Here is a 19,480-nt window from a genome sequence, read left to right as displayed (position 1 = left end):
TTATTGAATGCGTAGATTGTATGAAGGTTTTTCCATTTGAGTATGGTAAAGCGAGAAATATTATTAAGGTACCAGAGGTTGAATTGATAGTAATAACGTGTCCCCACTGTGATATATGGGAGGCTGTTTCTGACCAGCGATTTGTAGTTTTTAATATCCTTGGTCTTGTAACAGATAGCACCTCATTACTATATATTTAACAAACAAATTCGGGGTTTTTAGCCCTTGTTGAGAGTCGAAGAGAATGGCCATCCATTCTCTTTTATTATTTTTTGGGGAGGAATATACATTGTCACATATAGGAAACAAACTTCGCAGTGGTTTTTATAAAACACCTGACCTACAAGGAAATTACTTATCAAAATTAATAGAAGTAAAAGGCGATTGTAGCTTTTTAGATCCCACATGTGGTGAAGGTGAAATTCTTCATCAATTAGCAGCTGCTGTTCGTTCTGAGGATTGTTCTATTACTACCTATGGAGTGGAGTTAGATAAAGCGAGAGCACAAGAAGCAGAACAGTTACTTGATAATTGTTTAAATGCTCCGATCGAAAGCATGGTAATCTCTAACGACGCTGTTTCATTGCTATATCTTAACCCACCTTATGACTTTTCTATGAAAGCCCTGGGTGATGATGGAGCGGAACGCAAGGAATGGACTGAACTAGTACGGAATGTTCGTTATCTGAAGGAGAAGGGCTTAATGTTATACACCATACCAAGCTACCGTTTCGCAGATAAGAAAATTGCCAGGTACTTAGCTACACATTTCTATAATGTTGGGATTGTACGCTTTTCTGAAGAGGATTATCACGATTTCCAGCAGTGCATTTTCATAGGGAATAAAAAGACCGGAAACCATAATCAATTTAATCAAAAACTCTTTGATTTTCTGACGATGATGGATCGAGAGGAATTTGTGCAAAAAAATGTCACACCGATCAATTTAATGGTTGGTAGAAATAAATGGGAGGTTCCACCCGGTGTAACCGAGTTGAAGACCTTCTATACCAAGTTAGAGAGCAAAGAGAACTTTTATGAAGGGATTTCAACTTCTAAAGGTTTTGCAGCTTTTAAAGCGCGCTCTAAGCCTAAACAGCTCGTTATCGGTGGAGACCCTTGCCTTCCTATTAACCAAGGACAAATGGCGCTTTTACTTGCTTCTGGTGCAGTTAATGGAGAAGTAGGAGAAGGAGACCATTACCACCTTGTACAAGGATTGGAGCTTGTAACTAAAGATAATGAGGAAGAAGTGCGTCATCATGATAGCGGTGGAAAGACGATCATAACTAAATCTCGTACAAAGAGAAGTGTCAGTGTCAAAGTAATTACGCCTAACGGTTTAGTTCGTAAGCTGGTCTAAGACGTAAAGAGAAACGATATGTAATTAAACTCAATGAAACAGAAATAGATTCAATCTAGCAAACCAATACTGGAGGGATTAATAATGGCGGTAGTTCAAGAAAATTTGAGTGTAAAAAAGGAAAGAATCCTGTATTCAGCTGACCGACGATTTCACATCCTTGCTACTTTACTTGAAAATTGCGATTACAAGTGTATAGGAGAGTATATCGAGTCAGGAAATGGTTGGACTTTCTTTACTATGGAAACCGAGGATGAGCGTTTCACCCGTATTAGTTTCCTTAGAAGTCCGAACGTTATCGGTGTAAATCTTCTTATAACAGGTAATCCATCAAAGCGTCTTACGGCTTTGATTCGTAAAGAAGTAGAAGATGCTGTCCTAACAGTCAACACGCTATAGAGAGGTCTGAAGAGAAAGCATACTGGCTTTCTCTTTTTTTTATACAAATTTGAGAGGATGAGAGAATAATGAATCAACAAATCAACCTATTTGCAGAAGCAGTACAAACGAGTAAAGAGGATATTAGGTCTGAGAAGCAACAAAACAGAAAAGTTGCTTACGATGTAGGAGTTAAAATTGGCGGGTCTCGAAAGGATGAGGCAGCTCTTAGAAAAGCTTTTCTTGAAAATCACACAGTAACGTCTCTAGAGGAGCTTGAAGGTCTTAGTCCTTTACTCGCATCATCTCTAGTAAAGAAGGAAGAACTATTTAGTTGCTTTTCCTTAGAAGCTGAAAAAGAGTTGGGCACTGAACCAGTCGTGGCCAGGGTAAAGCAATTAGTCATTCAAAGAATCGATAAAGAACCAGCTGTTGATTCACCTGAAGAAAGAAAGGCCTACATGTTAGCTTGCGAAAACATTCAATCTATTATGAGATCCATTACTACACTCGATGAGTTTCTATCAACTTACTATGAAATTCGAAAGCGAATTCATTATGAAAATACGGATTGTTCTTACGCTTTAAATAAAATAAAAGAATCTGAGAGAGTCATTAACCGTGTAAATGAAGGCTTTGCTGAGTGGATGGAAGCTAAAGACACATTTGAACAATATTCCAATCTTCTAGCAAAAATTAAGGAAGCTAATAAGCTCCCGCTCAGATGTCTTGGTAAGAAATTTGTAAATTTCTTTTTGAATGCAAAGAGCGGTAATAACACGATTAACAATGTAAAGAAAAGTGTGACTAGTTGGGAAGACCTGCTTAAGAAAAAAAGCAATACGAGTACGAGAAAAAAATCGACAAAGCTATGGGAACGAACTTTTGCAGAACGCCCGGACAGAGTAGGTGGAATTGCATCGAGTGTTCGAAAGCCAGAAGACTTGCAAAGGAATCATGGGTTTCGATCAATCGAATTTGGACATTATGTAGACGACTCCAAAGCAGAAGAACATATTTTAAGAAGCTCTGAAGGGTTTTATGACCTTTGTGATGCCCTTGACTTAGACCATTACTATGCAGTTTCGTTGAATGCAAATTTAAGTGTCTCTTTTGGATCTAGGGGTCGCGGTAATGCACTTGGACATTTTGATGCAAATGCTAAGGTAATCAATTTAACTCGAGATAAAGGTTGCAATGGTGTACTCGCTCATGAGTTCTTTCATGCGTTAGACAACTACCTTTTTGATTATTCTCATTCTCACAAGAACGGGAAGATTGGGTTTGTAACTGAATTATCCGGGTTAGGAATATTGAATCCCACTATAAAAGATTGTATTCAAAACCTAATGGCTGCTATTAAATCAGGACATAGCAAAGAGTACATTCCTAATAAGAACAAAGAGGAAGACTCCTGGCGTATTTCTACTGGCTTAACCAGTGTCTACGAACGTTTTAATGGGGATCTGTTTCTTGTGATGGAGAACTTCAAAAAACAGTTGGATCAGTCGTTGGAACGTCGTTTAAGTATGGTCCACTACTTAAATTCAAACAGTGAGAAAGATAAAGAAAAGATACTAAAGAGAAACAAAAGAGAGTTAAATAAGTATGCTCAAGCAGTTGCCTGGTTACATCAAAAGCGAACAGGTGAGCGGGTCGATTCCATTCCTTTCCCTTCCGATAAAAGTGAGTTCTTTACGAACGCAGTTACGTTAGATCGAGGGAAAATCAAATATTATGCTACTGATGTTGAACTGGCAGCTCGCGCGTTTGAAGCTTTTATTGAGGATACTCTGAAAAGTATGAACAGAAAGAATGATTACCTTGTGTTCCGTACTTCTCATAGCCTTGCTTATCCTAATGGGATACAACGCAAAGAGATCAACACACTGCTTTTAAAGCTTTCTTTCAAGCTTTAAAGAAAATAGAGTTGCTTTAAAAATAGAAAGTACATTTAACATACAGAGGAAAGGGAGTCATAAGATGGCTTATTACGACGATATGAAATATCCCCCTGAGTTCGAAGAGGGGGACGTCATAGATACACTAGTAGGTTATACGCAGACGGTCATTAAGCTAGTTTCAGTCGAGACAAAGCCTAATTCAACTATTTCTACGTATCACTTCTTAGTAAGAAGTAATATTTCAGATAAAGAATACGTTGTTGGATATAAAGCGAATATGCCTCATTGTCTTGCGGATAAGAAAGTTCTGGGGAGAGTACCTCAATCTCAAGTGCGACAGTACTAAGTGAGTAGATTATGAAACCGGATGGAGCGATAATAGATGAATACAGAAGAAATTGAATTTGATTTAGTAAAAATGCAGCGGTTTGCTGAGCGGGACCTATTAATTAAGAGGATGGCAGAGGAACTTGGAAATGATGAAAGAGCTTATAAAGTGGTATTTAACAGTGAAGTGGTAGGTGACTCTTTAATGGAGAATACTTACTTGTCACTCTAGTATTTTATAAAAAAGGTGTGCTGAAGAGCACACCTTTTTTATGTGCGATTTATATGTATATATCGTCACTAGATAAGGAGTTTAAATAAAATTGATTAACTGGCTAAATAGGATCTATATGGTATTATTTGAGAGTATATAGATTGTATAAACGAATATACTTGTTGATTAAGATTATCTTTTAAAGGTCTACTTTTGTATTGTAGCGTAGAAACGGGTGAAATAGTTTATAGGGGGAATTAGTATGGAGAGAACTTTTGAAAGTATCATAATTGATGCAATGGAACAAGCATATAATGAAGGAAATATAGAAAGAAAACAGGAGAATATTCAGGAAATAATTAATGTGGTGAAAAATTATTCCAGGCAATTACAACAAGGGAAAAGTAGAACGAACGCTATCGCACAAATCTTTGTTACCTACTTTAAGAATTTCACTGTTTCCATAGTATTTGGTGGTGAGACTAGAAATAATGGTTCAGGTTGTTTGCTTAGATTAAATAAAGATTTTTTGGTAACTAATGCTCATGTGATAAAAGGGGCAATTAAAGAAGAACGAGTATTAATTGGGAATGTGGAGGTTAAGGATCTTAAAAATAAAATTCTAAGTATTAATGATGAGTTAGACCTTGCTGTATTAGACTTATCCGATGGCTTAAATGAGGAATTAGAGGATACTGGAAAGATGTTTTTCGAGCCTAAATCATGGCCATCTTCAACTTGTGAATCAGAGGACCAAGTATTTATAGTTGGTTTCCCAGGAGTTTTTAGAGAAGATGAGAAGATGTTTTCTTCAGTTTATTATACAGGAATTCGTGAGGAAGTAATGGATGTAACTGATAGGCGTATAGTTTCAGGCTTTAATCGTGAGAATTGGAAAAAGTCATTAGGTCTGAAAGAAATTAGTGAATTAAGTAGACTCGGTGGATTAAGTGGAGGCCCAGTATTCATTTGTAGGGACGATGTACCAGAACTGGTTGGCTTTACATATGAAGATGGGGGCAGTCTTTTCGATGGTGTAAAAATAATTAAGTCTTCTTTTATTAATGAGGATGGAGAAATAAGTACAAATTAAAAGAGGGATACTCATATGCCAGAATACAAAACAATAGAAACAGATGAAACGAAAGAATACTTTAGCGTTTTTGCAGCGATGGAGGATCAAGGCTATATTGCTGTTGGAAAAGTCTATATCAAAAACGTAGGTAAAGCTTCACAAGAAAAAACTTTATTCAGACATGGTAGAGATCTTTATTACTTTGTAAGCTGTTCACATCAAAATAATACTTTCTATAATGTTAGGATCAGAAACATAATATACTTAAAAGAAAAGCCGGTAATACGTTACTTTGATAATATGAATGGTTAATGTGAAAGCTGCTTCATAGATTATCGACATTACTTAGCATAAACAAAAGGTATGCTTTAAAGCATACCTTTTGTTCATTTGAAAAAGTATTGAAAAACCTTTGCTATTATTAATGGTGAGGGGTGGTAATACATAATGAAAAATATAGGAATAACTTTAGGATTGGTGTTTATTTTTGGAGCACTTGTACCGGCATGGCTTAAACTATATGATGATGCTTTTTCTGCAGAACCCGATATATTTTATCAAGAAATAGAAAATGAATTAGGGAAAGATATTGAAGAATTAAAGGTAGAAAAATCAGTAGCGGGAAATTTAATTGTAACGGATCCAACTAATCGCATTAAATATAATGTCACTACAGATTATAATGGTGCCGTAAGTTTCATATCTGTCGCTGAACGAGCTGAAGAGACAAAAATTTTAACACCTGGTGAGAACATAGATAATAGTTTTGTATTTGATGGCTTTATAGATGAAGAAAGAATATCTATTTCATATCCAGAAGAGGGTGTATCTTCATCAGAAAGCAACTTTAGAAATTTAATTTTTCGGATTGAAAAGGATAAAAAAATTGTACCTCCTGATTATGAAGGTAAAATCACTATCATTAATTTAGACCAATCTAAAGATACAGTGTCATTGAAAATAGAAAAAGATCTCTCTTTCTAAAGTATTCTCGAAGTGTAAAGAGCATGAGTTTTGCTCTTTTTATTATTTTTTTCTAACTAGAAATATAGAAATTTTGAAGGGTAAATGTAATAATATATAATGCTTTGTAATAAATGGATTACAGTAATGATCCATAAAATTTGGAGGTTATTCATGGGATTTTTATATTGGCTAGTGATTATCCTATTTGGATTGTTAAGTGCTTTTCTTACATTGAAACTACAGAAAAAAATTAAAAATACAGACAAAGTAGTAACTTTAGTCATGTTGATTAATGGTGGTTTAGCTATTATATTAGTAGGATTATTTATGGCATTGTAATTAAACGGGCTAATATAGATTAGGATTCCTTAGTTTGCGAAACCAAAGTACTTGTTATGAAAATCGATATATTCCTCTGAAATACTATGTTTCATGGTTACAACATAATTGTTCATCTCATTAATTTTATTTTTATGTATCACGCTTTTAGTTTTCAAATTAATAGTGATAGCCCCAGCATCAAATTGATCATGACAGTTAGAACACAAACAAATCATATTCTCTTGAATATCAGGGCCGGAATTCCCATTAGGTCCATTTACCCCCCTTGGATGGATATGGTGAGTTTCACAATAATATTTATCAATTCCTGTTTCTACACGTGTAGCACAAATTTGACAGGTGAAATTATAAAGACTTTTCAATTCTTCACTTAGTGTTCTATCCCTAGACTTTTCCTTCTTATTCACGAGGTATTCTTCCTTTAAGTTAGATTTCGCAGTAAAGCCATTCAAGACCTCCATATAAGAACTCCGTCTTGGTTTAGGTTTACTTATTGGTTCCCCCATCCATAATTTATCTAGATATCTAGTTGATTCCTCAAAAAGTTCATCGCGACTTTCGTAATGGCTCAGATCATAAATGTCCATTTGTTCTTTTTCATCTTCTAACTCAATCCAATGTTGGATGGCTAAGTAGTCATACGGAATCATTTCGAATTCATTCATTATATTTCCTCCTTTTATACGAAGGGTTAATTTTAGATGTGATTTACATCCGCTTTTACCCTTTCATTTTCACCTATACAACTACTGAACATATCTGCATAAGAAATTTATAAAATTACGATTGGCTTTTCATTTGGAAATAAATTTATATTATGGTATATTCATCTTCGTTCCTGAACTATTAATAAGGAGGAGCCGATTTGCAGTGTAAGTACTGCCACTATAAGATGTGCTTGATAGGAGATTGTGAAAAACAAAACCCAGCTCTATTAATCTGTACAAATGAATGCTGTAGAGCCGTTTGTGCTTGTGAGTTTGGTGGATTAAGGTGGTTTAATACCGCCTTGGGTAGCTTTGACTAATATTGTAATTTTTCAATCTCATGATATAATGATAGACAAATAAAATTAAGTAGCTGAGAGATCCTCACAACAAAAACGCCGCATAGACGGTCATTTTTGTTGTGGGGATTTTTGTGTAGGGAGGAAAATTATGAATCGTGAATGGATTACACCAGAAGAAATTAAAGCAAGAAAAGACCGAAACAAGCAAATAGGTTATTCGCTCATTCCAGTCGGTGCGATTTTTATGGGTGCTGTCATTGCATTTGTTTCACAATTAGCTTAAAAAACATTGTCTCTTGGCCAGTGAAATATAGAATTTTAATCTCCAATCTGCTACCATAAAGAATAGAGCAGAAGGAAGAACTTTCTATTATTCTATTAGAGACAAAATTGCACATAAAAAAACCCACCAGGGTTTCATTTAATCTCGACAGTTTGGCCGCTGAAAGATTAAATGAAATGGAGAGGCGGGGATTTTCACAAGTATTTGTTTATAGGATGATTCTATCACAAACCAATAAATTTTTACAAGTGAAGTCCCTCTTTTTTGCAACCCTTCAAGGTGGAAAAGAAGGGGAATGAACATGGATTATCAAGATGAAAAAAGGCTAGAAACTGGAGAAGCAACAAAATACCGATATTACAGATTAGTTGAATCTGACGTTGTAAATGAAGTAACTCGAAAATATCAACGTAAACACGGTGTACAAGAGAAAAAGGTCCCTGTAAGGCAATCAAAGAAAGAGTATTATAGTGAAGATTCAATCCTAAGATTTGATCTTGAAAGTCACGCGAAGTTGCTCCCTGACATGAACGGTAATAAGACGATCGTCAATAATTATCTTATGCGTTTTTGGGGACCAAGTTTTGATTCCAAGTGTGGTGGAATCGTTTCGTATACATATATTCTTCTATTAAGCTATTGTTGGGATAAAGACTATACATGGATTAGTTTAGATACGCTTTCTAAACAATTAACCAGTAGCAGACCAACAGTGCGGAAATATTTAGAGATCCTTGAAAAAGCAGGCTTTATTATTCGCTTTTGGAGAGAGCAAGATGATGATGAAAGAAAGAGCGGAACTATACTTGTTAAAGTAAGGCAAACACTCCCGCTCATTTCGCGTAATCAGTATAATGAACTTCCTAAATCTCTTAGGAAAGAGCATGATCGTTTCCTAAGAAAGATCAAGAGGGAAAGTAAGCTTGAGTTTGATTTAAGTCATAACTACCATGATGTGTATGAGCAACTGCGTAATGAGGTTATTAGCGTTAAGAATCCTACAGGTGTTCTAAAAGAAGAGATAGACCAGTTGGAGGATTACGATGAAGAGTATCGTTCAGCTAAAAAGAAAATGACTATTCTAGAAGAAGACGCCTGGAAGAACGTGCTCAATGTCATTTCAGAACATATCAGTAAACCTTCCTTTGAAACATGGTTGAGTAAATCAGTTGCCTATACTGATGAAAATCATAGTTGGCTTATTACGCTTCCTAATCAATTCGTTTGTGAATGGGTTGAATCAAGGTATTCATCAATGATTCTTAAAGTGATGGAGGAGCAGAGCCTCAAGTGTTCCGAATTACAGTTTGATATCTACGAAAAACAAATAAATAACGGTTTCCAGTAGAACGCCTGAGAACAAGAAAGAGATTTCTCATAGATTATCTATACGTAGTAATAAGGCAAGGAGTGAGCACACTCCTTGCCTTATTTTATTTGGATTTGATAAAGAAAGGGTCAAGTTCAAGTTAAACTCAAAATTAAAGTGACGCAGCTAACATGTATAGGTATCCACAATTATCCACAAAATATATGAAAAAATAAATTTAGGGGGGGTAAAATAATTTTACCAGGGGGGTAGTAAAATTATTTTACTGGGTTTATTACCTTAAATATGGATAAAAACCCAGTAAAATAGATTTAGGGGGGTGGTAAAATAATTTCACCCCCTAGAATGTATGTTCCCCGGTAAAATTATTTTACCAGGGGTAGTAAAATAATTTTATGAGGGGTAATAAAATTATTTTATCAGGGTGGTAAAATTATTTTACCCAATGTATTACTATCTTTATGTATTACAAGGTATGGATTACGAAGTATATTTATTACGAAGTGAGTCTAAAGATAACTATAGAATTAATCTATTATGGATGTTTATTTGACTTGTAGATTTCCAATATCAAAGGTATAATACCCATATATTGATTTTATTTTAAATTTTGTGCGATCCATTAGAGGATTAGCGGTAACTATAAAAAAGACACTAACCTTTGGGTTATAGAAATAAGCGCTCTATGTGTGCTTATTTATCTATTAAACTCAAAGGTTTTTTTGTGTTCATATAAATCTTTGTGCATGTCCAAACGAGAATGAAAGATTCCTGCCAGGAGTCTATCGTTCTCGTTTTTTATATAGATAAAACTTTAAGAGAGGGTGTTTCTTTTGACGACAAAACGTTGGAAGACAAAAATGGGTGAACAAACTAGAGAAGAGAGAATTAAAGAGCTGAACGAAAAATTGGAGATTGGTGTTGCAGAGTTTTCATATACGCCTGACGAATTCAAAGCCTATTTGGAAATGAAAGCAATTATGCCTTCCTATTCGTTTAGAAATTTGATTCTTGCTAAAGCTCAACTACCTGAAGCACGCTTTTTAGCTTCATTTAAGCATTGGAATACACTTGGTAGGAAAGTAAAGAAAGGATCCAAGAGCTTAAGAATTTTAGCTCCTCGATTTAAGAAGGATGAGGAAGACGAAAATAGGCTTACTGGATTTATCCCTGTACCTGTATTTGATGTTTCGCAGACTGAAGGTGAACCTTTACCTATCGAGCGTATCAAAATTGAGGTAGATGGTGATTGTATGGAAGCCCGCCAAATCATTGGCTGGGCTGAGGCGATTGCTGAAAAAGATAATTGTCCAATTAAGTACGGCAATTCAGATGATGCTTATGGCTACTATGTACCTTCCGAACATCGTATTGTGGTGTCGGATAAGGTTCCAATGAATCACCGATGCAAAACATTGGTACATGAGTTAGTTCATTCAAAAGTACATCGCTATGATCGAAGTTCATCAAGAACGGAAAAAGAGGTTGTGGCTGAAGGAACAGCATTCGTCGTTTGTTCCTATTTCAATCTTGATACCTCTGATTATTCGTTTCGCTATGTGAAAGGCTGGGCGAATGGTGAACAAGAAACCTTACTAAAGTACGGCTCTCAGATTTGTGATACTGCAAAGAAGATTATTGAAGAATTTGAGGAGCTCGAGGAAAAAGAAAAAGCAGAGAAGATGGAATCAGTCCCTGCTTAATTTGAAGGATATTACAAGTTAACAACGTGATTACAATAATCAACATTTAAAGGGAGGTGTTCCCTATCTCAAGGATAGGTGATGCTCATTCACCTTCCTTTCGATAAGGGAGTTATATGAGCGCGATTGATTGGAATGCTATTGAAGAGACACATGAACAACCGAAGATGTTGGAAGTATACCTGGATCAGAGCTGGCAGAATGCCTTCTGCTATGCATTAGCATTGGAAGAACCAAAACGTGAAGGACAGTTTCCAAAGATTCTAATGGCCATTATTTCAGGAAATGATACTACACTACAATCGATTAAAGCAGCATTTGATATTGGTAGTAGTGGTTTATCTTTCGGTCATGGAGTTAAGGGTCTTACTGATTATGAATTTAACAGAGAATTTCAGATGATTGCAGAAAAAGGAGCTTATGAAAAGTTCCCTATTACAATCAACCAAAACCGAAAAGCTCTTGCCATGGTTCATGATAGCCTTTTAGGAAATAATGATTATGTTCTTTCCTTTGAAGGAGACCCGGCAGAAGATATTCGTCAAATATTTGGCGGAGGAAAGTTTGGTCTTCATATCCTTCCCGAGTGGAAGAATCGCATCTATGAAGAATTAAAAGTGCGCGGCTTTCTTGAAGAGATAGACTTTTATCGCGATCCCGCTTTATTCAATGATGGGTTCGCGCTTCATAAGCTGATGTTAGAAGAAGAGCAGGCAGATACCCTGGTATCGGAATTGATTTCTGAAGGAACTTTAACGTTTCCTCAGAGCGGCACCGGACAGGCATTAGAAGAAACTAAGGATCTTACTGGCTATATGGGGGACTTTGTAGACCAAATGGTTGATAAAGTGTCAGAACAAGTTCAACCAACCCATAATCCGATGGAAGATGAGGTGCTTGAACAGTTCGATTCTTATAAGAGGCCTCTTTTTCCAGTTCAAGGACATGTGGCTACAGCTGTTGCAAAACGTCTGGAGACGCAAAAAAGCTTAATTATACAAGGGGAGATGAGTACAGGCAAAACAAGTATGCTTGTAGCTTTAGCTGATGGATTTTACCAAAGAAAACAAAAAAGCGGTTTCTTTTCTTGTGTGATGGTTCCACCATCCCTTACAAAGAAATGGCCAGAGGAAATTAAAGAAATCATTCCGAATGCTGAGGTACATGTCATTAGCCAAACAAAACAATTGGTTGATTTTCATGTGAAATGGACTAATGCTGGACGTCCGAAACCCAAGCGTCCTACTTTCTTTGTTATTTCGTTTACTACTATGCGTGGGGATTGTGCTTTAGAGGCAGTTCCGGAGTATAAACGGGTTAAAACAGAGTTGCAAATCAGTTCAGGAACTCAGGCTTACCGCGATGGATACTATTGTCCAGATTGTGGAGGTTTGGTCCAGGTTAAAGAATCTTCCAGTGTTAATGTGCAAGAAAATGGAGAGGAAGTAACCGAGACAATCAAGCGTCCTATGAAACACGGTGAATTTGGTAACTCTAGAAGGATTCATAATTCAAAGCAACCAGCAAATGCCTTTTGTGATGAGTGTGGTAGTAGTTTTTGGACTAAGAAGGTTATCAGTCGCTACTCTTCTTTTAAAGAGTGGAGCAAGCACGAAAAGAAAGTCATTCATGCTGCGAAGGATGGTAATGAACGCTTAGTTAAACAAATACAATCCACTCAGCAGGAGATTCCTAAAGCAACTGGTAAGCCAAGGAGAATCGCTACGATTGAGTATATCCGAAGAAAGATGAATAACTTCTTCGATATTTCATTAGTAGATGAGATTCATGAATGTGTGACACGTTACCTTATAAATATCTGCGGATATGAAATAGGTGGCCTAATTTAATCTAGGTACAACTGATATATCGATGTTGGGAATGAAAGCCTTCATGTTGAGCTGAAACCAACAGTCTGATACTCCTACATGCATGTGTTTTGATAGAAACTTTTTGCATTTTGTATGGAACTAGGTGAAGTCGGCTGAATCTGTCCTAAAGCTTACTATCATTGATAGGAAGTCATGGATAGAGATAGGTCGGGACGCTATAAAATACCTAAGATGAGAATGTTCCGTGGGGAACTGACGAAGTTTGCGAATGTACGCGCCTAGAGGATTAACGGCTGGGAAACCTACCGTACTACTTAAGTAGGGTGAGATACCGATGAGTAAGAATGTTCGTTATGAAAATCGGAATAACCAACTATGAGGTTATAAGGCTCACAGGTGTAAAGCAACCATCTAAGGGTATATGCACAGCTAGATATATCGGAACGTGGTAAGCAACCAACTCTTATATAAACACCTATCAGTGGAGAGGTCACTATAAGGTTCTTTATTGCACCGAAGTGTGTTTGTGGTTGTGAAAGTAGGGTCACAGTACCGGTGAAGCTATGGAAACATAGTGGAGGGATAGACCCAAGTCTAAGTTTACTAATAGTCATTCGAGTAAGAGTTGTAGCTCATTTTTCGGGTAAGAAGGTGAGTTGGAAATCACTTAAGGAGTTGATTTCTACACCAATGAGCACAGTAGCCAAGAGGCAAAAACAATACTATGACTTTTCTGGAATCCAAAATAATCTATTTCAGAGAAGTCGTGAGGGAACTCAAAACTTCAAGAATTTAATGGAGTTAATAATTTCAGACGAGAATATCTTACTTTCCTATCGGCAGGTGAAATCCAATACAGGTGCAAAAACACCTGGTACTGATGATCAGATAATTTGGGATCTTGCTAAAAAGGAACAGGAAGCTTTCATTATTTATATGAAGAAACTCGTGCTTAATTATGTACCAAAGTCAGTCAGAAGAGTATGGATACCTAAGAATTATGGAAAAGGAAAAAGACCTTTAGGTATTCCGTGTCTCCAAGACCGAATTGTACAGCAGATGTTTCTGAATGTTCTTCAGCCCGTTTGTGAAGGGAAGTTCTATAGTCATTCTTATGGATTTAGACCTTCAAGAACTACCAGACATGCTGTAGCAAGAGTACAAACCTTAGTTAACATCAATAAATACCATTACACGGTAGATATTGATATTAAAGGCTTCTTTGATAATGTAAATCACTCGATTCTTCTTAAACAAATTTGGAATATTGGTATTAGAGATAAGAGGGTAATTGCGGTGATTGGAAAGATGCTAAAAGCTCCTATTAAAGGAGAAGGTATCCCATCTAAAGGAGTCCCGCAAGGCGGAATTCTTTCACCGTTATTATCTAATGTTGTCCTTAACGACTTAGACCATTGGGTATCGGATCAGTGGGAAACCTTTCAAACAAAACACCAATACTCTGCTAATTATTCCAAATATGTAAACCTTAGACGTAACTCTAAGCTCAAAGAAGGATTTATTGTGAGATACGCTGACGACTTTCGGATCATGACTAATAACCATGATTCGGCTATAAAGTGGTTTCATGCTGTTACAGATTTTCTGAATAATAGGCTAAAACTTGCAATATCACCAGAAAAGTCTAGGGTTATTAACCTTAGGAAGAAATCATCAACTTTCCTTGGTTATAAATTCAAAACAGCTATCAAGAAGAATAAGCGCGTTTTTTTCTCTCATATTGATGATGAAAAGAAGAAACAGATCGTCAGAAAGATTAAAGAAAGAATCTATGACATACAAAGACAGCCTACGGCTAGTAAAGTTAACCTTTACAATTCAGTAGTGCTAGGTGTTCAGAACAACTTTAAGTATGCTACTCATATTGTTAAAGATATGGGTGACATAGAGTACAGGGTTCTACGCACTCTGAAAAATCGGCTAAGGAATATATCAAAATATGGGATTCCTAAAAACCTCCCGCAAAAGGGCGCTTATCTTAAGTTTTATAGAAATACTCGTAAAACTTATAGAATAGCAAAGGTTTATCTATTTCCTATAGGACAAGTACAGACAACAAATAACTTTAACTACTCACAGTCGTTAAACCCTTATAAAGACGAGAAAAATTTCGATTGGGATAAAGAAGTTGCAGAGCTTATGAAATCCAGACTTACCAATCGAAGTGTGGAGTATATGGATAATAGACTATCAAAATACTCAGCTCAAAAAGGTAAGTGTCATATAACTGGTATTCCATTAAAAGCTAGTGACGTTCATTGTCACCATAAGGTACCTGTAGGTCTAGGTGGTACTGATGAATTTAATAATCTCGTTATAGTTCATAAGGATATTCATGTTGCTGTACATGCTATTAAGGAAGAAACCATATTTAAGTATGTTAATAGATTTAGCCTTCACACAAAACAAATATATAAGCTAAACCAACTCAGGAAGCTATGTAAACTCGAAAGGATCACTATTAGATAAATTTAGATGGAACGCCGTATGAGCTGAAAGGTTCATGTACGGTGTGGAGCAGGGGAAAAGGTGGAGATAATTTCAAAGCCTTACCTATTGCTATTGAAGTCCGGAATGAGTGCTCAAGGAAATTCATTAGGGAGTTTAGTGGCAGCCTCTAAAAAAGTAGTTGGAGGAACCGGTACTCTTTTCGGAGGAAAAGCAGAGGATGTTTATTACTTACTTTGGCGCCTGTTCCCACATGAAATGGTGAAGAATGGTTATAAGTATTCTGAGGTTCGCAAATGGAATGAAGAGTTCGGGAATATTGAAACGACTACAGTGGACTTTGATGATCGTGGCGAGTATTCAAATAAACAAAGTAGAGGCGGGACCAAACGAACGGAGAAGGTTTTACCTGGTATATCTCCTTTTGTCTTTGGTAAATTCCTTGTTCAAAATACATTATTGGTTCGTTTGGTAGATGTTTGGCCAGATCCCGTAGAGTTGGTCAATGTCCCGACGATTCTAGTAGATATGGATAGTGAGTTAAGAACAGAATATCAGAAAATGATCTCTACATTTGAAAGTGAAATTGACAGTAGAGATGACGGTCATAAGCTTTATCTACCACTTACTTCTACAGGTATTGCTTATCCCGATAATCCATTCACTTATCCTTCTGTATTATTTAAAAACGAGGAAGGCGATAGAGAGGTCATTTGGACACCTGATCACTTATCTCAGGACCGGTTGTTGAACAAAGAGAAAAAGCTACAGGAAATTATCAAGGGAGAAATGAATGAGGGACGGAAAAGTATCATTTATGTCCGAGATACAGGCTCTTCAGTAGCAGGAAGAGATGTTAGACCACGCATTAAGAGAGTATTAGAAGAAGTTGGAGCTAAGGTAGACATCTTAGATACTTCATCGACTCAAACTAATAAGCGGAGTGAATGGTTAAAGAAAAAGATTGAGAAAGAGGGCAACGATGTCATTATCGTATCTCAGGAACTAGTAAAAGTGGGGCTGGATTTACTAGTGACGCCGACACTTATTTTTTACCAGTTCTCCTGGTCACTCTTTACAATCAATCAAGCTTCAAGAAGGGCATGGCGTATTGGTCAGGATCAAGAATGCCGGTTGTATTACCTGGCTTATAAAGATTCCTATCAAGAGCAAATGGCTGAATTGATCGCGATGAAAAATAAAGCAGCTAGCGCAATTAATGGTGATGTATCTACAGACGGCCTTTCCGCAATGTTGGGAGATGAAGGTGACCTGCAGAGCATGTTAATCAAATCCATTAAAAAAGGCAAAAAGCTGAAAGGTTCTACAGAGGAATGGGTTGCAGAAACGTCCGATCGAGCGAGAGCCATTTTAGCTGGTATCGGTAAGAAGAAACAACCTAATCTTCAAACCCAATTCATTAATTGGGTACGACAGCATATCTCTACTGAAGCAACTCGTAATGTGTTGGTGAGAAAGGCAGATACTATATCAGCCAATATTCAAAAATGTGAAGTTGCAGGTTTTGAATTTCACAACGGAGTGCTTGAAGTAGATTTGATTGCAGCGTTTGGAATTGAACTGGTTGCTGATGGTGCAATTCTCTCTCATCTGGTTAGTGTTGAAAGACGTGCTGATAAAAGAACTTCTTACAATGCCAACATTTTTGAAGTACAGGAAGAGGAATCCATTTCGAAGCGAAAGAAACGGAGCGCACCAGTTGATGGACAGCTTGGATTCAGTTTATTTGATTAAACTTTTGGGAGGAATATAAATGTTTATAGCTCTTCAGGATATTTACATTATTATTTATTTGCTCATAGAACAATACGTATTTGAAAGAGTAATAGAAATGCGTATGAAAGAGCAAGTTGAGTTCTTTTTAATGGTAGAAGAACTAAAAGTTTCTGATTGTACAATGGAGCGGGAAGGTATTTCAAATCTCGCTCCAAATGAAGATAATTTTGCATCCATAAAAAATGAGCATCTGGATTATAAGCCTGAAGTATCAGAGCTTGATGATGAATCCATTTCTTTCTTGGATGACCTTCAAAAAGAATTAGGAACGGTTAAACCTGAAAATGAAATCACAACGAGCGAACAGACAACTAATGACATGTTTGCCTATACAGATGAAGACGTACCTCCAACTGACCATAATAATTTTGCTATGGAACCGTATTTTGCGGAGGAAGATCTACTAAGTATTGATGACATTCATGATGAACCAGTCGAATCTATCCCTGAGACATATCCAACGATCGCAACAGCCAAAATAAGTGATGCTTTAGATGGAGTGCAACAGTGGGTAGTGAATGTAGTAGGAATCGAAGGGAACTTCATTCATGTTACGGACGGTAGTCGGATGTGGTTGAATGTAGGGGAAAGTTATGCAGCGAGAATAAAAAAAGGAAATGTTCTAGCAATTGATATTAATAAAGTAGGTAAAAAGGTCGATGTAAAACATATAATGAGTTTGGAAACTGGTGTCTCTGAAGAATACTCGATTCCAGATGAAATGAGATATGAATATAGCGATTTACAAGAAGTAATCTAGCGCAATAGGAGGGAAGCGACGAAGGTTCGTCGCCCCCTACGCTAGAAGTATAATTTTGTGCTTCTAGCGTAGGGGTTTCCCAATATTCCTAGTAGATAGCTATTGAAACCTCTATTTTTAACCATGTTGGGAAACCTCGTGTCAAAAGTGCCGGTTTATGAGCAGTTTTTACTATACATTTCCCAATACTTAAAGTAACTACTTTTTGCTAAGCTATATTTATAGCTCTCACATGATTTTCCTGTAGCAGTAATTGCTACTAAAATTTAATGATGGTGGTGGGAACTAGTATGAGTAACGACCTGATGAAGAAAATATGCCAGGATAAAAAAAGGATGAGAATTAAGAATAATGATATTGCCAAAGCTCTTAAAGTATCAGGAGGGGCAGTTACTCAATATTTCTCTGAAGGTGAACAAATAAGAATAGGTTTATTCCATTTCACAAAATTAATCGAGTTGGTATACGAGAATGATGTAGAAACTCAAAGGGAATTGTTGTTTGGTTTTATTCGATCTACAGATCGCCCAATTAATTTACGATTAGGTTTGGAATATGCGTATATGAACGGAGAAACTGAGATCCTTCAATATATTATTGAAAAAGAACTGAATGGAAAACGTCCAAATGATGAATGGGCGGCAGTTTATTACTTACTACTGATGAGAATCAAAGGAAATTTACGAGGAGCCGAACTTCTCAAAGCAACAGAAGATTTGACGACTCAACGTAAATTAAAACAAAATGAAATGCGCATCTTGGTCCATATTATTAAAATGTACGCTTACTTTGATATGGATGAACATGGTAGCATGTTGAAATTAACAAAGGAACTCCCTGAAGTCATTAGTACAATTTCAGATCCTTACATAAAGGAAGCCTATTACGTTCGGATGCTTGAAGGTTACGCTCATGGTTACTTAAGAGATAATGACTTAGAGAATGCAAGGAAAACAGCGCTTGAGCTTACAAGAGGGGGTTATTCAACGAAATTTCCGTTGTTTGTATCGACAGGTTATCATGTTTTAGGACAATCTTATTTGTTTGAAAACTTCGATGAAATTGAAAACAACATTAAAGCTGGTCTGAGCATTTTAGAAAAATATTCTTCCCCGACGATGATTGCCCGTAAAAAAGAAATTAACAAAACATACGATTTTGCTATGGTCTACTGGTCAAAGAATGTGGAAGAAGAGAGGCAGCTTAATGATGGAGAACGGCTTCATTTAATGGTTAAAGAAGGAAAGAAAGAAGAGGCGCATAATTTACTTGAATACTTAGAAAAAAAGAATGGTCGACTATCTGCTTTTCAGATTTATTATAAGGGATTGCTAGAGAATGATGCTTTACTGTATAGAAAATCTCTTGAGCTTTTCAGAAAACAAGGGAATAAATTCTATCTTAAATTGCCTCTTATTCAATTGCAGAAGCTTAGTAAAGATAAAGATGAAAAGTTAGAATTAATTTGGTGAATTGGAATTTAAGGGAAATTTTTTCAATTTACTATGGTATAATATAGTTGAATAATTTCATGCAAGGGGGATTACGTTGTCTAAAACAACACGTTTTATTGCTAGTTTAACTATTGTTGCATTTATGTTCTCACCTTTTGCTCATTATGATTTTGTTAAAGGAGACTCCACTGATTCTGGTATCACCACTAAGATGGTTAGAGATCCAGGTGGGGGAATGGGCTAGAAAACTAACATAAGATAATAAAAAAGATGA

Annotated in this window: 19 protein-coding genes; 18 read left to right on the top strand and 1 reads right to left on the bottom strand. The window is 36.4% G+C overall.

What is annotated here, in order from left to right; all coding sequences use genetic code 11:
* Positions 1 to 289 precede the first annotated feature (289 nt).
* The 9 genes from IQ283_RS08515 to IQ283_RS08475 all read left to right on the top strand — a co-directional run bounded on the left by IQ283_RS08515 (position 290) and on the right by IQ283_RS08475 (position 6,566).
* Positions 290 to 1,363: a DUF6094 domain-containing protein gene (locus IQ283_RS08515; protein WP_242057298.1), complete on the top strand. Its 1,074-nt coding sequence runs from the start codon at positions 290 to 292 to the stop codon at positions 1,361 to 1,363.
* Between the two features lie 84 nt (positions 1,364 to 1,447).
* Positions 1,448 to 1,762 (top strand): hypothetical protein, encoded by a 315-nt coding sequence (locus tag IQ283_RS08510; protein ID WP_194219765.1) that lies wholly within the window; start codon positions 1,448 to 1,450, stop codon positions 1,760 to 1,762.
* Positions 1,763 to 1,830: 68 nt separating this feature from the next.
* Entirely contained in the window at positions 1,831 to 3,660 is a 1,830-nt protein-coding gene (locus IQ283_RS08505; RefSeq protein ID WP_194219764.1) for an LPD1 domain-containing protein, read from the top strand.
* 64 nt (positions 3,661 to 3,724) lie between these two features.
* A complete protein-coding gene (locus IQ283_RS08500; protein WP_194219763.1) occupies positions 3,725 to 3,991 on the top strand; it encodes a hypothetical protein in 267 nt (88 codons plus the stop codon).
* Positions 3,992 to 4,027: 36 nt separating this feature from the next.
* Positions 4,028 to 4,204: a hypothetical protein gene (locus tag IQ283_RS08495; protein WP_194219762.1), complete on the top strand. Its 177-nt coding sequence runs from the start codon at positions 4,028 to 4,030 to the stop codon at positions 4,202 to 4,204.
* Positions 4,205 to 4,448: 244 nt separating this feature from the next.
* The gene (locus IQ283_RS08490; RefSeq protein ID WP_194219761.1) at positions 4,449 to 5,279 is read left to right on the top strand and encodes a S1 family peptidase; all 831 of its coding nucleotides are present in this window, start codon (positions 4,449 to 4,451) and stop codon (positions 5,277 to 5,279) included.
* Positions 5,280 to 5,294: 15 nt separating this feature from the next.
* A complete protein-coding gene (locus IQ283_RS08485) occupies positions 5,295 to 5,573 on the top strand; it encodes a hypothetical protein (RefSeq protein ID WP_194219760.1) in 279 nt (92 codons plus the stop codon).
* Positions 5,574 to 5,708: 135 nt separating this feature from the next.
* On the top strand, positions 5,709 to 6,245 hold the full coding sequence (locus tag IQ283_RS08480) for a hypothetical protein (protein WP_194219759.1): 537 nt from the start codon (positions 5,709 to 5,711) through the stop codon (positions 6,243 to 6,245).
* A gap of 153 nt (positions 6,246 to 6,398) precedes the next feature.
* Positions 6,399 to 6,566 (top strand): hypothetical protein, encoded by a 168-nt coding sequence (locus IQ283_RS08475; RefSeq protein WP_194219758.1) that lies wholly within the window; start codon positions 6,399 to 6,401, stop codon positions 6,564 to 6,566.
* Between the two features lie 29 nt (positions 6,567 to 6,595).
* On the opposite strand, the gene IQ283_RS08470 is transcribed toward IQ283_RS08475, so the two are convergent.
* Positions 6,596 to 7,234 carry an HNH endonuclease gene (locus IQ283_RS08470; RefSeq protein WP_194219757.1) on the bottom strand — a complete coding sequence of 213 codons (639 nt, stop codon included), beginning with the start codon at positions 7,232 to 7,234 and terminating at the stop codon, positions 6,596 to 6,598.
* Between the two features lie 492 nt (positions 7,235 to 7,726).
* Here IQ283_RS08470 and IQ283_RS24260 point away from each other — a divergent pair, with 492 nt between their 5' ends.
* From IQ283_RS24260 to IQ283_RS08430, 9 genes are all read left to right on the top strand, one after another.
* On the top strand, positions 7,727 to 7,861 hold the full coding sequence (locus IQ283_RS24260) for a hypothetical protein (protein WP_276511811.1): 135 nt from the start codon (positions 7,727 to 7,729) through the stop codon (positions 7,859 to 7,861).
* 301 nt (positions 7,862 to 8,162) lie between these two features.
* Positions 8,163 to 9,209, top strand: a complete 1,047-nt coding sequence (locus IQ283_RS08465; RefSeq protein WP_194219756.1) for a DnaA N-terminal domain-containing protein — start codon at positions 8,163 to 8,165, stop codon at positions 9,207 to 9,209.
* Positions 9,210 to 10,024: 815 nt separating this feature from the next.
* On the top strand, positions 10,025 to 10,894 hold the full coding sequence (locus tag IQ283_RS08460) for an ArdC-like ssDNA-binding domain-containing protein (protein ID WP_242057297.1): 870 nt from the start codon (positions 10,025 to 10,027) through the stop codon (positions 10,892 to 10,894).
* A 116-nt stretch (positions 10,895 to 11,010) separates the two neighbouring features.
* Positions 11,011 to 12,744, top strand: coding sequence for a hypothetical protein (locus IQ283_RS08455; RefSeq protein WP_194219755.1), 1,734 nt, complete (start codon positions 11,011 to 11,013; stop codon positions 12,742 to 12,744).
* A 672-nt stretch (positions 12,745 to 13,416) separates the two neighbouring features.
* Positions 13,417 to 15,216, top strand: a complete 1,800-nt coding sequence (gene ltrA / locus IQ283_RS08450; RefSeq protein ID WP_194219911.1) for a group II intron reverse transcriptase/maturase — start codon at positions 13,417 to 13,419, stop codon at positions 15,214 to 15,216.
* A gap of 60 nt (positions 15,217 to 15,276) precedes the next feature.
* Positions 15,277 to 16,950 (top strand): helicase-related protein, encoded by a 1,674-nt coding sequence (locus tag IQ283_RS08445; RefSeq protein ID WP_242057296.1) that lies wholly within the window; start codon positions 15,277 to 15,279, stop codon positions 16,948 to 16,950.
* Between the two features lie 19 nt (positions 16,951 to 16,969).
* Positions 16,970 to 17,752, top strand: a complete 783-nt coding sequence (locus tag IQ283_RS08440) for a hypothetical protein (protein ID WP_194219754.1) — start codon at positions 16,970 to 16,972, stop codon at positions 17,750 to 17,752.
* 269 nt (positions 17,753 to 18,021) lie between these two features.
* Positions 18,022 to 19,224: an AimR family lysis-lysogeny pheromone receptor gene (locus tag IQ283_RS08435; protein WP_322098164.1), complete on the top strand. Its 1,203-nt coding sequence runs from the start codon at positions 18,022 to 18,024 to the stop codon at positions 19,222 to 19,224.
* A gap of 76 nt (positions 19,225 to 19,300) precedes the next feature.
* Positions 19,301 to 19,450 (top strand): hypothetical protein, encoded by a 150-nt coding sequence (locus IQ283_RS08430; RefSeq protein WP_194219752.1) that lies wholly within the window; start codon positions 19,301 to 19,303, stop codon positions 19,448 to 19,450.
* Positions 19,451 to 19,480 lie beyond the last annotated feature (30 nt).

Source organism: Pseudalkalibacillus hwajinpoensis, from assembly GCF_015234585.1.
Classification (GTDB): domain Bacteria; phylum Bacillota; class Bacilli; order Bacillales; family Guptibacillaceae; genus Guptibacillus; species Guptibacillus hwajinpoensis_B.
Note: the sequence above shows the minus strand (reverse complement) of the source record. Positions and strands in the feature narration are given on the sequence as shown.

Coding starts and splice junctions, on each gene's coding strand:
- IQ283_RS08485 (WP_194219760.1), top strand. CDS start 5,295: ATGCCAGAATACAAAACAATAGAAACAGATGAAACGAAAGAATACTTT.
- IQ283_RS08495 (WP_194219762.1), top strand. CDS start 4,028: ATGAATACAGAAGAAATTGAATTTGATTTAGTAAAAATGCAGCGGTTT.
- IQ283_RS08455 (WP_194219755.1), top strand. CDS start 11,011: ATGAGCGCGATTGATTGGAATGCTATTGAAGAGACACATGAACAACCG.
- IQ283_RS08440 (WP_194219754.1), top strand. CDS start 16,970: ATGTTTATAGCTCTTCAGGATATTTACATTATTATTTATTTGCTCATA.
- IQ283_RS08480 (WP_194219759.1), top strand. CDS start 5,709: ATGAAAAATATAGGAATAACTTTAGGATTGGTGTTTATTTTTGGAGCA.
- IQ283_RS08500 (WP_194219763.1), top strand. CDS start 3,725: ATGGCTTATTACGACGATATGAAATATCCCCCTGAGTTCGAAGAGGGG.
- ltrA (WP_194219911.1), top strand. CDS start 13,417: ATGAGCACAGTAGCCAAGAGGCAAAAACAATACTATGACTTTTCTGGA.
- IQ283_RS08475 (WP_194219758.1), top strand. CDS start 6,399: ATGGGATTTTTATATTGGCTAGTGATTATCCTATTTGGATTGTTAAGT.
- IQ283_RS08435 (WP_322098164.1), top strand. CDS start 18,022: ATGATGGTGGTGGGAACTAGTATGAGTAACGACCTGATGAAGAAAATA.
- IQ283_RS08470 (WP_194219757.1), bottom strand. CDS start 7,234: ATGAATGAATTCGAAATGATTCCGTATGACTACTTAGCCATCCAACAT.
- IQ283_RS08505 (WP_194219764.1), top strand. CDS start 1,831: ATGAATCAACAAATCAACCTATTTGCAGAAGCAGTACAAACGAGTAAA.
- IQ283_RS08465 (WP_194219756.1), top strand. CDS start 8,163: ATGGATTATCAAGATGAAAAAAGGCTAGAAACTGGAGAAGCAACAAAA.
- IQ283_RS08510 (WP_194219765.1), top strand. CDS start 1,448: ATGGCGGTAGTTCAAGAAAATTTGAGTGTAAAAAAGGAAAGAATCCTG.
- IQ283_RS08490 (WP_194219761.1), top strand. CDS start 4,449: ATGGAGAGAACTTTTGAAAGTATCATAATTGATGCAATGGAACAAGCA.
- IQ283_RS24260 (WP_276511811.1), top strand. CDS start 7,727: ATGAATCGTGAATGGATTACACCAGAAGAAATTAAAGCAAGAAAAGAC.